This window comes from Croceimicrobium sp., from assembly GCF_965228705.1.
Taxonomy (GTDB): domain Bacteria; phylum Bacteroidota; class Bacteroidia; order Flavobacteriales; family Schleiferiaceae; genus Croceimicrobium.
Genome location: NZ_OZ245832.1, coordinates 2,505,795 through 2,521,274, shown reverse-complemented (window position 1 = coordinate 2,521,274; position 15,480 = coordinate 2,505,795). Strand labels below are relative to the sequence as shown.

Annotated in this window: 10 protein-coding genes; 1 reads left to right on the top strand and 9 read right to left on the bottom strand. The window is 46.0% G+C overall.

From position 1 onward, the window contains the following. Window positions 1-19: 19 nt before the first annotated feature. The 6 genes from pbpC to ACO05P_RS11345 all read right to left on the bottom strand — a co-directional run bounded on the left by pbpC (window position 20) and on the right by ACO05P_RS11345 (window position 11,090). Entirely contained in the window at window positions 20-2,308 is a 2,289-nt protein-coding gene (gene pbpC / locus ACO05P_RS11370) for a penicillin-binding protein 1C (protein ID WP_421750979.1), read from the bottom strand. Next, entirely contained in the window at window positions 2,284-7,764 is a 5,481-nt protein-coding gene (locus ACO05P_RS11365; RefSeq protein ID WP_421750977.1) for an alpha-2-macroglobulin family protein, read from the bottom strand. Before ACO05P_RS11365 ends, pbpC begins: the two co-directional genes overlap by 25 nt. 77 nt (window positions 7,765-7,841) lie before the next feature. Continuing rightward, window positions 7,842-8,957 (bottom strand): hypothetical protein, encoded by a 1,116-nt coding sequence (locus ACO05P_RS11360; protein WP_421750976.1) that lies wholly within the window; start codon window positions 8,955-8,957, stop codon window positions 7,842-7,844. Between the two features lie 69 nt (window positions 8,958-9,026). Further along, window positions 9,027-9,338: a hypothetical protein gene (locus ACO05P_RS11355; protein ID WP_421750975.1), complete on the bottom strand. Its 312-nt coding sequence runs from the start codon at window positions 9,336-9,338 to the stop codon at window positions 9,027-9,029. A gap of 64 nt (window positions 9,339-9,402) precedes the next feature. Continuing rightward, window positions 9,403-10,086 carry a helix-turn-helix transcriptional regulator gene (locus tag ACO05P_RS11350; RefSeq protein WP_421750973.1) on the bottom strand — a complete coding sequence of 228 codons (684 nt, stop codon included), beginning with the start codon at window positions 10,084-10,086 and terminating at the stop codon, window positions 9,403-9,405. Further along, a complete protein-coding gene (locus tag ACO05P_RS11345) occupies window positions 10,086-11,090 on the bottom strand; it encodes a helix-turn-helix domain-containing protein (RefSeq protein ID WP_421750971.1) in 1,005 nt (334 codons plus the stop codon). Before ACO05P_RS11345 ends, ACO05P_RS11350 begins: the two co-directional genes overlap by 1 nt. A gap of 228 nt (window positions 11,091-11,318) precedes the next feature. On the opposite strand from ACO05P_RS11345, the gene ACO05P_RS11340 reads away from it, so the two are divergent. After that, complete coding sequence (locus ACO05P_RS11340; protein ID WP_421750969.1) at window positions 11,319-12,413, top strand: hypothetical protein; 1,095 nt, start codon at window positions 11,319-11,321, stop codon at window positions 12,411-12,413. Between the two features lie 75 nt (window positions 12,414-12,488). On the opposite strand, the gene ACO05P_RS11335 is transcribed toward ACO05P_RS11340, so the two are convergent. From ACO05P_RS11335 to ACO05P_RS11325, 3 genes are all read right to left on the bottom strand, one after another. Then, complete coding sequence (locus ACO05P_RS11335) at window positions 12,489-13,283, bottom strand: class I SAM-dependent methyltransferase (protein ID WP_421750967.1); 795 nt, start codon at window positions 13,281-13,283, stop codon at window positions 12,489-12,491. A gap of 3 nt (window positions 13,284-13,286) precedes the next feature. After that, window positions 13,287-13,625, bottom strand: coding sequence for a zinc ribbon domain-containing protein YjdM (locus ACO05P_RS11330; RefSeq protein WP_421750965.1), 339 nt, complete (start codon window positions 13,623-13,625; stop codon window positions 13,287-13,289). A 104-nt stretch (window positions 13,626-13,729) separates the two neighbouring features. Then, window positions 13,730-15,397 carry a T9SS type A sorting domain-containing protein gene (locus ACO05P_RS11325; protein ID WP_421750963.1) on the bottom strand — a complete coding sequence of 556 codons (1,668 nt, stop codon included), beginning with the start codon at window positions 15,395-15,397 and terminating at the stop codon, window positions 13,730-13,732. Between the last annotated feature and the right edge of the window lie 83 nt (window positions 15,398-15,480).

Genomic DNA, 15,480 nt, shown 5'->3' with positions numbered 1-15,480 from the left:
TAAAAACAAATTCGCTTGATTAATCCACCACTTTTATAAATGACTGGGCTGAGTTTCCTTTTTCATCCATAATTAAAAGGCGGTGGGTTCCCAGCTCCAGAGCTACTTCCATGCGGTGATTGATCCGGCTGGAGCCGATGTATTCATCATCCACATACCAAAAGATGGTTACCTCCCCTTGTCGATGGCCTGCCTCGAGAATTACTTTTCCCAGGGTGCCTTCAAAATCACGGGAACGACGTACTACCTCAAATTTTTCCGGATATATAAATTCCAGAACTTCATCTATTGGCGCCAGGCATTGAGGATCCCAATCCGGAGGCGCCTTATAATTCAATTCTGAACGTTGGGCATACCAGGTCATGGCCGGACTTAAAATCATCCAACTGGAATCTTTGGGTTCCTCCGAGCTACATTCGTGATGTACCCTTAATCCTTTAGTGTTCAGGAAAATGGGCTCACAATAAGGGCAGTTCTTAAGACTCGCTTTAGAGCCGTAAATGGTATCACGATAGCGACAGTGCTCCTGCGCCAGAAATCCACTTTCACGGCAAATCACTTGGGCATGCTGCCAGTCGTAGGGTGGCTCAAAAAATGGAGAGGCTGGTAAATAATCCATAATACTAAAGAGCAAGGGCGCTGAGGTTTCCACTCCAATTACCCCGGGCCGGCCTTCATAATTAGCATTGCCGGTCCAGCAAACTACTAACCATCGTCCATCGGTACCTACCGCCCAGGCATCTCTAAAGCCATAGGAAGTTCCGGTTTTCCAGGCTATTCGTCGGTTAGAGCCCCATTGTTGCCAGTTGCTTGGCCGATTGAGGCCCTCCATCATTTGCAAGCTGCTGTAGATCGCGGCCGGATCTGAATTTGGAATAGGACCCCAGTCTTGTACCCGTCCCAGTATATCATAAATACTCTTTTCTTCTTTGCCTTGCATGGCCCAAATCCAGCGGCGATACATATGAGCGATTTGCAGGGCTGGCACTTCAGATCCACCTAAGATTAAAGACAAACCATAATATCCGGCATCGCGATCTAAATCATGCAAGCCATAGGCACGTAGGCGGTGCAAGAATACGGGAACACCCATATCTCGTAACACTCGGGCGGCAGGCACATTTAAAGATTGCTGCAGAGCTTTGTAAACCGGGGTGGCGCCTCGGTATTTAAGATCGAAGTTCTTGGGAGTAAAATCACCAAAACGGGTAGGGATATCAGGTACCAGGGCCCGAGAAGATAATTGCCCCAAAGCCATGGCATCAGCATAGAGCATAGGTTTTAAAATGCTGCCCGTGCTGCGCGGTTTATTCAGCATATTTATCTCCTTGCCATCGGCCAGCTCATTGGTGGTATTGCCAACATAAGCTTTGATACTCCCGTCCTGAAGATCCATAACCAGAGCGGCAGAATTGTGTACGGAATTCCCCCGCCATTGCAATACATGCAGGTTTACCAATTCCTGAACATGCCTTTGCCAGTTGGCGTTTAAGCTACTGTGCAAGCGGCTTTCCGGCATTTCTTTGACTTGATATTGGCTCAGGTGATGGGCTAAGTCCGGTAAAGCCTGAGGTTCGGAAGGGAGTTCTTCCAATAAGGATAGGCGATAGGTGAGGGAGTCGATTACTTCCTCAGCCAGTAGTTTTTGAAGCAGGCGATTGCGTTTTTGCTCAAAAGTCTGGCGGTTCCTTCCAGGGTGAATAATGCCTGGTGCATTGGGCAATACTGCTAAGGCCGCGCATTCAGACCAGGATAATCGATGCGGAGCCAAAGCAAAATAGCGCCAGGCGGCTGCTTCCAGACCAACTACATTACCACCAAAGGGAGCCTGGCTGGCATAAAGCTCCAATATTTCTTCCTTGGAGTAGCTAAGCTCCAGCCGCATAGCCCGCAGGATCTCAGTAAATTTTTCCCAGTAGGTGCGCGAAGGATTGCCACGAGCCAGGCGTATGCATTGCATGCTGATGGTGGAGCCGCCAGAAACAACTTCACCCGCCTTCCAGTTTTGATAGAGTGCCCTAACAATGGCAATGGGGTTAAAGCCGGGATGCGAATAGAAGTGCTCATCCTCATACTGCACAATGGCCTGCCGGAATCGCATCGGCACCGAATCTGCCGGTGGGAAACGCCATTGTTCATCTGCCGCAATGCGAGCGCCCAACAATTGTCCGTTCTCTGCCTCAGTAACCGTGCTGTAAGGCGGGTCAAAAAGAGGCTCGGGCAGGCAATTCCACCACCAAATTAAGAAGATCAGTCCCGCAATGAGGGCAATACGGCGCAGTATTAGTCGACGAGGACTTCTACCCATTGGCCTACATTATTGGCGTTAATGCTTCCTTCATACATCGCTTCTGCCCAGGTGGGAGGTAAATACCATTTTCCGGGATAGGTGGCAGTAAGCTCTATTTGGATGGTCATTTGCGCTGTGCGATAGCCATTGTAATAGGTTAGTACCCGATCATCGCGAATGTCTTGATAATCATAATGGATTTCAGTTTCTTCTCCACCAGCCAATACCCGATTATTAGTAATCTCCCAGCCACTGGGGAAGAACTGACTTACCGCCAGGTTCTCATAATCCTTGGATAGGCTCAATCGCTGCAGCGTTACCTTAGCGATAATCGGAGTACCAATTTTTAAGGCGGAAGGATCTAGTTTATTTCCACTTTGATCGAGGTATTGCACCGTCATATCAATACGACTGCTATTGGCCGTTTCGCTTCCGTAAACGGGTAGGCCCTCACGCATCACCGTAAGGTAGAGCGATTGGCCATTTAAGCTCTTAACTCTGATATCCTGAGCCTTCTCAAATGCGGCATCTTCATATTGGAATACGCTGAGGTCGCTGCTAATACGGCGTGTTTTGCCATTCACCACCAATTCGAAATCCATTTTTTCGGTGCCACCGCCAAATACCTGGCTCATAGCCTGAAGGGTATAGGCAATAGTTTGGGTGCTATGCCAGCCATCACTTAGCTTTTCGGCAATTTCTTTGGCTAAACGCAGGGCTTCTTCCTTGTCGCCCATGGCGTAGAAAGTTTCCATTTGCATGGCCAGTCGACGGGTAGAACTCCCGTAACAATAGTAGTAATAACGATCTTCTGCCTCGGTGTAGTCATTGGCTTTTAATAAGGCTCGTGCCGCATCTTTTTCGCCTACTAAGGCATAAGCCGCTGCTAAGCGGAAGGCGGCAGACTGGGTAAGGTCATTGCGGTTTTTTAAGCGCGTCATGGCACCCAATTCAGGCTTGCCAGCTAAAGCCAATACATAGAGTCGGTAAGCCTGATTGAAATCATTATTATAAGAATAGTGATTGCTGTTATTCCACTCCCTGGCAGCTTTGCGCGCAAAGCGTAAATAGGAATCCTTCATTCCTACCGGAAGATTGTAACCTGCTTTTTCAGCCGAAAGCATAAAGTGCCCTACATAAGTTGAAGCCCAGGCATTGGCATAGTTCTGTCCGGGCCAGTAGCGGAAGCCCCCTTCCCCTAATTGTAAGGTTCTAAGCTTAGATAAACCCGCTCGAATATTACTTTGGATTTCCGCTTTTTGATCGCTATCCAGTTTTATCCATTTATCCAGATTAAGTTGAGCAAAGCACTTGGAGGTGGTCTGCTCCAAACAACCGTGCGGATAGCCAATAAGGTATTCCAAACGCTCACTAAGGTTCATCTTCGGCAGGCTGCTAACTTCTACCGTAAGCTTATTACTTCCGGCAATTCCAAAGGGCTCCGCTTTATAGCTTACCGGATTGCTGTCTTCCAAAATTGCATCGTGGAATTGTTTTTGGCGACGTAAAGGGCTGCGCACCGCAATTTCGGTTTCTTCAAAGCTTTTTTCGACTCCGGATTGCGCAGTGATTTTCAGGCTTCCTTTTCCTAATGCTCGTTTTACCTTAGCCTTGAAGTAGACGGTTTGTTGCCCGGTTTTCGAGAAGCTTATCTTTTTACTGCGTTCGATCAGCTCAATTTTGCCGGTAGAACTCAGTTCCAGATTCACATCCTTTATGCCCTCTTCCATGGCAAATACGGTTACCGGAACCAGTAATTCCTCTTCAGGGCCTAATACCCGAGGCACGGTCATTTGAACCATTAAAGGTTGTTTCACTCGAATATTGGTGTCAGCAGCACCATAGGCTTCCTTATCGTTGGCAGCCACTACCATTACTCGCACATTACCTATGTAATTAGGCATTTGCAATTTGTGATTGGCCTTTTCGCCCGCTTTGAGCTTGAAGGGTCCTAAGTGGCGTACCACTGGTACAAAGCGATCGGCATCTTCCTCATTGCTTTCCAGCAAGGCGCCATCACCACCAATGGCCAGCATTTTGGCGATTTCACCACTAAAGCCGCCTATTACTTCATCGTATAAATCCCAGGTGCGTAAACCCAAGGCAATCTTAGAATAGAAATAGGGCCAGGGATCGGGGCTTTGGAAATTGTTGAGTCCTAAGAGGCCTTCATCAACAATTGCCAGAGTGTATTCCATGGCTTTGCCATTTTTTTCGCTCACCTTAATGTTGTAATCCGAATTGGGTCGGATTTTTTCGGGTGCTTCAATCTGCGGATGTAAATGCGTGGCCGGGTCTTCCACCATAATGGGGATGATACCATAGAGCCTTAGGGGTAAATCATTGCCTTTACTGCTATGAGGCTGTAAAATCATGGCATGGGCATAGCAGTTGGGTGCCATCTCTGGGGTGATCTTAAGCTCATGCACCGTTGATCCGGCATTGGTGGCCAATACCTTTTGGATGATCTGACCGGTAGCGTTTTCATAGCTGAGGATTAAGCGACCCCCCGCAGCACTGGGCACACTAATTTTAGCGGTTTCACCTACCTGATAATTGTCCTTATCGGTTTGCACATTTAATACACTTACTGATTCGCCACCGGCTCTGCCACTGCGATCGCGACCCCAACCCCAGTCTACATATGCCAGGCTGGAGCTACGGTGACCACTTTCAGGATCTTCAACCACTATATAGAGTCGACCCCAATGATCATCAGGAATGTTTAAAGAGTATCGGCCACGGCCATTGACGAGATTTACCTCTTCACTGGCAATGCGATTATTGGAGCTGTTATTCAAGTAAGTGGCATTGCCTCTTTGGGCCGACCACCACCAAGACCAACTCACCTTGTAAACACTCACTTTAACTTTTCCGCTAATTGGCTCGCCTTTTTGGTTTACCCGGATCAAACCTACCGGATGATCTTTTTCGGTTTCGAGGTAGCCATACTTATTGGTTTCCGGCATTTGAATACCCACGAAATTCTTGAAAGGGGCTAATTCGAGGCTGGTGCTATTGATGCTAAAACGACCGCCGGGCTCAAATACCTTGGTGCCCATATTGAGGCGCAACATTCCCGGGCTATTTTTCAGGTAGCCCAGATCGGCGTTGATATTGGCCTTTCCGGTGGCATCTAATTTATCATTGAAGATTTCGTTGCCCGACATAGAAGGCACAGATCGCGATTCATCGTAGAAATCAAAAAGTGGGTGCTTATCGGCGAAAGCCCTGGGATTCCCCGAAATACTGGCCCGCACTTCGGCTTGCAAATCAGAAGCCGATGCTCCGGTGAGCCATTCGGCCTCGAGTTTGATTTCGGTTTCGCCTTTTTTACTGCCATCAATAATTTCCTCCGGTGCACTCAGGGTGATGTCCAGGCGGTTGGGCTGGATGGTTTCAATGGGCAAAGATTTGTAGAAGCTCTTACCCCCCACTTTGATTTGGGCGCTGTAATTACCAGTAATGGCCTCCTTGCTGGTAGTAATCGGGAAACTAAATATTTGAGCCGTCTTCCGAGATTGAACCGTGCGATAAACCTCTTGACCGCGAGGGTCTTTTAAGGTGAGCACGATGGGGTGACTGGCCGGTATAGGACTCTTGGCATCGTTTAAAATAAAATCGAGGAAGAGCGTATCTCCAGGGCGCCAGATTCCGCGCTCGGTGTAGATCATCCCTTCAATACCGGTGCTTACATCGCGTCCTCCAACGGCAAAGCTGGAAACAGAAAGACTGCTGCTGTTTTCGAGACTTAGATAAGCGCGTTCGGAGCCACTTTCCGCCACCACTAAAAATGGCCGGGTGTCTAAATCCATACGCAGATAGCCATCTCCATCAGTAACCCCTTCTTTAATGAGCTGGCCCTGATAATTGTAGTATTTGATTTTAACCCCATTCAGGGAGCTGGTGCTTGAAATGCGTTGAGCATAGGCATACCATTCCTTATCGGTCCCTTTTACCACCAAGCCAATATCGGAGGCCAAGACATTACGCTCAATTTTCCGCGAACGATTGTAATAGGAGATATGGCAAGGATTATCCCGTTCCTTATAATCATAGCCCCTGAAATAGTAGTATTCGTAGTAGTCTTCTTCAAAAACTTCTTCTGGTTCATCCCAGTTTTCGGGTTCCAGACTTTGCAATTCACTATTGTCGTCTCCTTCACAGGGGTAGAGGGAATAGGCTTTCTGATAGTCGATTTCAATGCGGTAGATCGCTCCGGGCTGTCTTTCAATGATACGGTCCAGATCAATGGCAAAATTGTTCCATTCTTGGAGGTTCAGACCATCACCATCCAATTCAATTCGCTCGCGATGGATAGGTCGTGCTACCCGACGTAATTCGCGCTTTCCACTCAGCTTATTAATTTGTAAAAACTGATGCACCTTATTAGCGTAAATCTGATATACCTTGAGGTCTACTGCTCGAAGGCTTACCGCCTGAAAGGGAATATTAACTGAGCCTTTGGTGGGGATAATGGTCCCACTGTTTACAAAACGAATTTCGGGCTTACGCGCCTGGAAGCTTACCTGGCTAATGTATTCCTTGGGGAATTTGTAGCCCAGAATATTTTTAAGCCCAGGGTAGATTTTAAGTTGTACGGTACCGGTTTTGCGGCTCTTAGGATAGAGATGCACAACGGAGCCTTCAATTTCCAGTGAGGCCACATCTTCGCCATCCACCTGAAACATGCCATTGGTACTTTGCTTTTCGCTGAGAGGATCTGAAAAGGAGATACTGATTTTCTGTACCGGTAATTGCTGGACATAAACACCTATTACTTCAAAATCGGAGAGGCTAGGCACTTTAAGGCTTCCCATTTCTTTGCCTTGGTGCAGAATGGGTACTTCATAGGCTTTTTCTTTACGTTCAATGGAATCAATACTAAACAACCAACGATGTTCGTCGCTGCCCGGGTTCCAATGAATGCTACTACTTTCTATACCTTCAAATTTCAAGGCTTCACTCAGCTCTTCAGCATGACTTAAATCTGCGGTATTGATTTCGCCTTTTAAAACATTTAAAGCAGGATTCTTTGTTTCATAGGGCTCAATGTGGAACTGGAGCAAGACATAACTTTGCTCAATGGCTTGAAAGGCAAACTCAAAGGTTTTTAATTTGGATTCAACCGTGGCCAGGCTGCCTAATTCGAATTCAGCGCTGTAATGTTGACCAGGTTCCAGGGGTTCTTCGGGGATAAAACGTATTTCGCTACTGCTTTCCCAAACTGTTTGTCCTTTTATATCGGGACTGAAATCAAAGATTTTCGCTTCAATAGGGGTTCCTGGTTCCACTCCGGGATTGAGATCTTGGGCCAAATGCATCTCAATTTCGGAATAGGCCGAAATAACCCCGGAGGTATGGGCGAGGATGTAATCGGCAAAAGCCGGGTCATTTTCGGGGATTTCAGGCTGGTTGTTACAGCTCAGAATAAAGAGACTGAGCAAGAGTAGGGAAAGGTGGCGAAAAGTCATGAATTGCAGAACTAGAATTGAAAAGCTTGAACCCCTACAAGTTAAGTTAAGCTCTAAAGTGCCGCAAGCATCTTTGTTTATTTTCTTGTGATTTTTTCGAGGGCCTCTATTTTCTGCATCTCCCAAGGCGCTAATTCTGAACTGAACGACTTTAAACTTTCCAGGAACAAGGCATAATGCCGCTGCATTTCTTTGAGCCTTGCGGCGGATGGATTAAGCTCCATTTCTTGAAAGACGCTATCCCAGCGAAAGACTTCTCTAAACAGTTTCAAATTGCGGTTTTTAGCCTCCCCCTCTTTAGAAATTCGATAAGTGAAACCTCGCACATAGAGCTGATCTTTGAAATCCTGGTAATTGGCTTTGTTCACGGTAAAAGAGATGTGAAGCGGTCGCTCTCCCGAATATTGATCCAGGAAATAGCTGCTTACATTTTGCCAGTTTTTGGCGAATTCGCCAATTTCAATCTTCTCAAATTTGAAAGGCTTTAAACCCAATTTGGCGAAGGTGGGTTCCTGGAACTCAGCAAAAAGTAGAAAGTCGATATTAATGACTTGCACATCGGTGCGGATACCCAAAGCATCTTGCAGCATCCAAAGGGGGTAGCTGTCATTATCGCCTTGAGTTAAAAGGATTCCATTGGGCTCTACAGACTGTAATAGGTTGTAAGCAAAGTCGAGCCAGGCTACCGAATAGTCCCCACTGCGATACCAACGCATATTGGCTTCCTTTCGCAAAGTTTCATTGTGGGTGCTGATGCTATAGGTAACCAATGGAGCTAGTAATCCGGGGAAATCGGGATTCATCTCATAGGCTTTAAGCAGGTGCTCTCCCGCCTGAGGATCGACGCCTCCGGTAGAGCCTTTAACATAGTGGTAAATGAAGGTGCCAGGAATGGCATCCTCCATAAGGTCTACAATATCGCTGCCTACTCTTAAATGCGGACCATGATTTACGAAGTCGGGGTTCCATCCTGCGCTGCCCTCGGCATTGCGACAAGCACGGTAGTAATTCCACCAGGCCATTTCATCATAGGGGCTTTTTTCGATTTCTTGCCACCAAAGAGCGGCTTGCTTTACATAGTAGTCGTGGCTGCGACTTTCCTTTGCAAAGGAAATTTGGGCTTCGGCTTCAGTTAGACTTTGGGCCGAAAGGAAAATTGGGCTGAGGAGGAAATAGAATAGTACCTGTCGCATGGATTAAATTTCACCAAAGATGGAAAACCAATCAAGGACAGGTACTTAGCAAAATCTTAAAATTGGAAATTAGTGGGTATCGGATACCAGTTCGTAGTGTTCCATGGCAACATTGGGGAGGTCCATCAAGGCGAAAGCCCCCTTACAAAGCTCCGATTGCATGGCTTGTTCCGAAGCTTCTTTAGCATCATCAAGGCTATCCCACCAAACCAGGTCGAGGTATACCGGATGTTCCATTTCGGTGTAAGTGCGATTGCGATAGCCTTTTTGCTCCTTCAGAAAATCATTTAATTGGGCTAAGGCTTGTTGCGCTTGGTCGGCTTTTACTTCATCGCGAAAGCGACAACTTACCAATTCTAAACAAAGTTTTTTTGTTGACATATGATCTGTGTTTTTAGGTCAACAAAATTCGAGGGCGACCATGACAGCTGTATGTCAGTAGCAATTAATGGGATTCCTGCTTTTTTTGAAAATAGCGTTGCAGGGCGAAGGGTCGTAAACTGAAAGACTCTTCTTTAGCTTGGATTTCCTGGATTCGATCCACTCGAAATTCGCGCTCTTCTTTACGTAAACGACAATGGGCTACCATGACCCAGCTTTCTACCGTAAAATAGAGGCCCAGGGGTTCTACATCGCGCTCGCTCCATTTACCTGCGGAGTCGAGGTACTTTAAATGCAGTACTTGATATTCTACGATGGCTTTTTGAATTTTCAGTAATTGGGCTTCTTTCTTATTGCGGGAGGGCAGGGAAGTGCCCATTTTTAAATCCAGTTGACCCAGCCTTTCTTTTTGATCGGAGGGCAGTAGATTACTCACTTTATCGCTTAGACTATGAAAGGCTTCTTTTACGCTTTGGTCGCCATGCCTTTGCAAAAGCGTATTGGCAATTAAAATAGCGAAGGCCTCCATTTCACTCACTTGTAAGGGGGGCAGGCGATAACCATCGGCCAGGAAATAGCCTTCGCCGGCTTCGGCCCCAATAGGGATGCCCGCCTCTTCCAGCACGCGGAGGTCACGGTAAATGGTACGTACACTTACATCAAAGCGCTCGGCCATTTGTGCGGCAGTAAGCACTTTTCGACTTTGCAGCATAGTGAGCAAGGCAATAAGACGAGGCAAACGTTCCATTATCCGAGTATGCGTGCTTTGGTAGCTTCCAGGTCGGCCTGAAGGTGACTGATAAACTGATAACGATATTTAGCCGAAACACTACTAATGAGGTTGGCTTTACGCACTAAACGCTCATACCAAAGCAGGGTTTTTTGATTCAGGGCCGGGTGATCGGAGGTTAGGGTGTGAAAAGTAAGGTGACCGATAAAGCTGAGACGATGCTCACCTACCATTGCTAAGGCACCATTACCAGTTAATTCGATATCACTTTCGTAGAGCTTGTAATTGTCTCTTTCCTTATCTGTGGGTACGCGATCAATCACCTTGGTTCCTTTTTCGGCCATGGTGTTGAGACGGTCCAACATAATTTGCAAATCCGCAAAGAGGGCTTCGTTTACTTCGGGTGAGCGGATATGCCCGGCATTATTGTAATACTCAATTTGCCGTAGGGTACTGTTTAGGGTATTGGTGGTCCACAATTCTATGGATGGAATTTTACAATAGGTATCGTAAATGAGTTTTCCTTTTTCTATAAAGTAGTCGGGAATGAGTTCTGGTTCGAAGATTTTGGTTTGCAGCTCTTCCACCTCTAAAATGGAATGCATCCAATAGAACATTTTAAAGGCCGCAATTTGTGGAGAACCCAAATTGAAAAAGATGGGAATGTCTAAACAGGAATAGTAAAGTCGGGCATCGGGAGCCGCTGCTAAACGATTCAGATTATTAAGGAGCAGATCCAGGTACTCGGAAAAGCTGCTAAAGCTGGGCTGTAAATCCTGAAAGCTGAAATGGGCATTCTGCTGGGTGGGGTCGGTAAGGCCATCGAGGCTCAGGTTATACTGACGGGCCAGAATCAGGGCTTCTTCTAAGCTAAAGGTGGTTTTTCCATTGATACGACGATAGGCAGAATCCATACTGATGTCTAAGGCTTCGGAAAGCACTGGAGCCAGAGATTGACCGGGAGGAATCAGCTCCTGCAAGCGGTCAACAAAGAGCATCTGTAAGGTTTGAGTTTTTGTCATAGTTCTAAAATACGCATATATCGCAATATTGTATGCAACTATTTGCACTTTTTGCAAGTGACTAGTGCCTCATTACGATTTGCCGCAAGATGTTAACGAAAATATTTGGTTTCTCATGCAAGGCTTGCGAAAAGTGCCAGATTACTTAGTTAAAGCAGCGTTTCACCGTTTTATCTAAAAGTTATGCGTGCATAGCTTTGATCTTGTAATCAATAAAACAATTCGATTATGAAAAAGATGGTTTTAGGTCTGATCACAATTTTCGGACTATTCGGCGCAAGCCTCCAAGCACAACCCAACACAGAAAATTACAGAAGTGTAGCTATAATTAGTGTAGATGCCAGTGGTATTGCTCTTGACAATATTGCAATGGCAAACTTGATTCGATTTGAGCTTGAAAAGGCCCAAAAATTTGAAGTACTGGATAAGTACGATGTAGAAGCCAAAATGAAAGAAAACAAAATAAACCCCAATGAGGCTTTTGGTAAATCGGCCCTGATTGATATTGGAAAACAGATTGGGGCTGATTTTATGTTGAGCGGTTCCGTTCAACGCTACGGCTCCAAGATCATTTTCATTTTAAGGATGATCGATGTACAGAAGGAGCGGATCTCTCGCTCGGATGTCAATGAATACGTGTACGACGAAGATTACCTCCAAATGATGGCCAAGGTGTCTATCGCCAGTCTTCTGGATCTGCCTGGGGACCCGGAATTAAAAGCCAAACTTACCAATGTGGAGAAACCGGTGATTACCGATGGGCAAACTCTTAGACTTAATGGTCCACGATTTGGTATGCAGGTGATTGGTGGTAAAGTAGGGCAACGTTTGATGGACCCAGAATCAGAAGGGGGTTACTCCTCTGTAAACTACTCCACCGTTTTCGCTTACCAACATGAGGTACAGTATGTAAGCTCCGGACACTTTCAAGCTCTGCTCGAAATCATTGGATCGATTAATGCCATCGAAACCAAGTATGCCAGTCCCAGTTTAACCCTCTTAAATGGCTTCCGTTATAGGGGCTTTGAAATAGGCTTTGGTCCGGTTTTCCGTTTTAGTCGTACCGCTTATGGCTATTACGATTATGAAGGAAAATGGAATATTGGTGAAGTGCCTGTTGGTACTGATTTCGAAAGAGAACTTAATATCGATCGTCGCGGTGATCTGGATTTAACCACCGGATTAATTGTGGCAGTAGGTAAAACCTTCCGCTCTGGTCATATCAACTTCCCCGTTAATATTTACTATTCGCAGGTGCCTACCTTCGACTCCCATGTAGTGGGAATCATGTTAGGATTCAATATCGCCCGCTCAAACAAATAAACCCTGATTAATCTATTCTTTAGATTGGTTGTTCCCAAAAGCGGTGTTCTTCGATCGAAGAGCGCCGCTTTTATTTTAAGCCTTGCTCATTTTAAGTGCGTAAACCATGGGCATCTTTCCTTCCAGGCCTTTTATTTGGAACTTCCCTTTTTCTACTTCCACCAAATTGGCAAAGCAGGCATAAGGCGAATAATCGAACTCCTGGAAGAGCTCCAGTTTCAATCCGGCTTTTAGTAAGGCACTGATTACCTCAGCTAAGTCGTGGTTCCAGCTAATGGTTTTGTACTCGATATTGGCTTCCTTATTGGCATAGGTGCCGCTTTCTATTTCTTCAATGCGTTCCCGATTGAAATAGGAATATTCAATTTTCTGAAACTGACTGTCGTACATCCATAGCACGGGATGGAATTCTGCAAAAATGAATTCCCCTCCGGGTTTAAGGTAGCGGGCTATTAATTGGGCCCAACGATCTAAATCAGGTAACCAGCCAATGGTGCCATAAGAAGAAAAAACACGATCGAATTGTTCATCTAAATGTTCCTCCAGGCTGTACAGGTCGCAGGCAATAAATTGGCTGTTTAGACCCAGTTCTTCATTTAAGTTTTGCGCGGCAGCAATGGCAGCATCCGAAAGATCTACCCCGGTAGTTTTAGCGCCCATACGAGCCAAACTAAGGGTATCTTGTCCAAAATGGCACTGCAAGTGAAGCAGACTCTTAGCATTAATATCACCGAAAAGGTCTAGCTCGATAGCATTTAAGGAACTAGCACCGGCCATAAAGTCTTTAAGATTATAGAATTCAGACTCCAGGTGACTTTCCAGTTTTCGATTCCAGGCCTGGCGGTTAATATCAATGTAATCGTCGGACATGCTTTAGGCCTTTTTCACAAATTCAGACTTCAGGGCCATAGCTCCAAAACCGGTGATTTTGCAATCGATATTATGGTCGCCTTCTACCAGACGAATGTTTTTCACTTTGGTACCCGCTTTAATGGGTTTGGGGGATCCTTTTACCGGCAGGTTTTTGATTACCACTACATCATCACCATCCTGTAATGGCTGACCATTGGAGTCGATAACGGTAAGTTCATTCTCACGCGCTAAGGCTTCGGGGTCCCATTCATGTCCACATTCAGGACAGGCAAAAAGGACATCTCCGGTGGAATAGCCATAGGGAGAATTACATTCGGGACAGGTTTGGGAGTCGGACATAGCTTGAAATTTGGCGGCAAGTTAGAAATTCCCCAAAGTTCAGGGCATAAAAAAACCCTCTCTGCTTTTATTCAGAGAGGGTCTTAATTAAGCTTTTGCTTGGATTATTTCAATACTACTTTTTGAGTAGCAGTAAATCCTTCATCATTGCTCACATTTACGATGTAAACTCCGGCCTTCAATTGAGCGGCATTCCACTCAACTTTGCCTTCTACATTGCTCATGTGCTCTACAAGGCTTCCGGTTAAGTTGTACACTTTAACTTCGAAGTTACCGGCTGGTAGTTCGATGGTAGTGCTTCCGGAGAATGGGTTAGGATAAACTTTAAGGCTCTCTACTTCGTTCTCGCGGATGCTTACTGTAGCACAGTCTTCCCAAGGAGCACTGTTTACAATGGCATTGCTGTTGGTACGAACTAAGAAGCGGTTAAAGTCGCCAGTACCACTTGGCTCTAAACAAGTAGTGTCGCTTGCATTGACGAAGCTTTCCTCTTGTTGATTGCCGCTACCGTCTTCAATCATGTATTTGAAGGCGATACGACCGGGGCATAATTGAGTAACGGTAGTTTCGAATACTCCAGGCTGGGTAGTAGAAGCGGTAAGCTCGATAGCACCACCTTGCCACTGAGGATTGGTGAAGTTACCAATCAAGAATACCTTAACAAAGCTGGATGGACCATTGGTCATATCTACCTGGAAGGTTACATCGGCGGGAGGAGGAAGTGGAGAACAAGCTCCGCTAGCCTGACCGAAACAACGAGGGGCAATGGTTGTGTCGCTATTGAAGTTGATCACATTATTGTTACCGGGCTCCCAGCTGGCGTTACCACCGCTAATGATACGGGCTTTGTATTGGAATTCAGGTGCTACAGCGCGAACAGTGATTTCGTAAACCAAATCATTATCTGGATCTTCCATGAAATCACCACCGCTCCAGCCATTGAATGGGCCAGCGATATCTACAGAGTCGGTAGCAGGATCGAAATCACAAAGCGCACCACTCATATCCACTTGAAGGGTTAAATCGAAAGTGTCAGGAATAAAGCAAGGGCCACATTGAGCATAGCAAAGCGGACCGAATACGGTGTCATTTGCAATAATCAACTGACGGTTGTTATTCACCGCACATGCAGAAGGAACACTTTCGTCAGTTCCCCAAGCAGCACCATTTAAGAACTTAAAGTTCATGGTGTCTGTTGTAGGGATGTAAGAGATATAACGATACATAGAATCGTTAAGGATATCATGCAATACGGTAACACCAGGGCTCCAGCCTTGGAAATCTCCGGCCACACTTACCGTATCAGAAATGCTGGCTTCTAAGCCCATATCTAATACCATAGATACGGCCGACATACCAGAAGGAGCAGCACCAGCAAACATCACAGCTGCTAAGGTGTCGTCTTCTGCAACTTGTACCCAACGATTGCTGTTACCACCATCAAATCCTAAACCGGCACTTACTTGAGCGGCTGCAGGAACGGCCTCGTCATCACCCCAGGCATTTCCGTTAATGAATTTGTATTGGTATAATCCGTCAGGAATGTTCACAGTTACTGCGTAAATGTTAGTAGCACCAACCTGTGAAAGAGCGGTTGCTGCGGGATCCCAGTTACCGGCAGCACCGGCAGCCATTTGAAAATCACCGGCAATATGAACACCATTGGCGCTCACAGTTTGCCCAGACATGTCTACTTGAAAAGTAACACTTCGCTGGGCCCAGGCTGCACCTGCCATCATCATGGCCAACGCTAGCGTGTAAATTTTCTTCATAACAATTAATTTAAAGTTCCGATTTAGTAAGTGTAAGAATTACATTTATTAGACAAATAAACGAAAAAATATCTTGTTTGCGC

Bases quoted from the DNA above. Each gene is read 5' to 3' on its own strand.
- pbpC (WP_421750979.1), bottom strand. From the start codon at position 2,308: ATGGGTAGAAGTCCTCGTCGACTAATACTGCGCCGTATTGCCCTCATT.
- ACO05P_RS11365 (WP_421750977.1), bottom strand. From the start codon at position 7,764: ATGACTTTTCGCCACCTTTCCCTACTCTTGCTCAGTCTCTTTATTCTG.
- ACO05P_RS11360 (WP_421750976.1), bottom strand. From the start codon at position 8,957: ATGCGACAGGTACTATTCTATTTCCTCCTCAGCCCAATTTTCCTTTCG.
- ACO05P_RS11355 (WP_421750975.1), bottom strand. From the start codon at position 9,338: ATGTCAACAAAAAAACTTTGTTTAGAATTGGTAAGTTGTCGCTTTCGC.
- ACO05P_RS11350 (WP_421750973.1), bottom strand. From the start codon at position 10,086: ATGGAACGTTTGCCTCGTCTTATTGCCTTGCTCACTATGCTGCAAAGT.
- ACO05P_RS11345 (WP_421750971.1), bottom strand. From the start codon at position 11,090: ATGACAAAAACTCAAACCTTACAGATGCTCTTTGTTGACCGCTTGCAG.
- ACO05P_RS11340 (WP_421750969.1), top strand. From the start codon at position 11,319: ATGAAAAAGATGGTTTTAGGTCTGATCACAATTTTCGGACTATTCGGC.
- ACO05P_RS11335 (WP_421750967.1), bottom strand. From the start codon at position 13,283: ATGTCCGACGATTACATTGATATTAACCGCCAGGCCTGGAATCGAAAA.
- ACO05P_RS11330 (WP_421750965.1), bottom strand. From the start codon at position 13,625: ATGTCCGACTCCCAAACCTGTCCCGAATGTAATTCTCCCTATGGCTAT.
- ACO05P_RS11325 (WP_421750963.1), bottom strand. From the start codon at position 15,397: ATGAAGAAAATTTACACGCTAGCGTTGGCCATGATGATGGCAGGTGCA.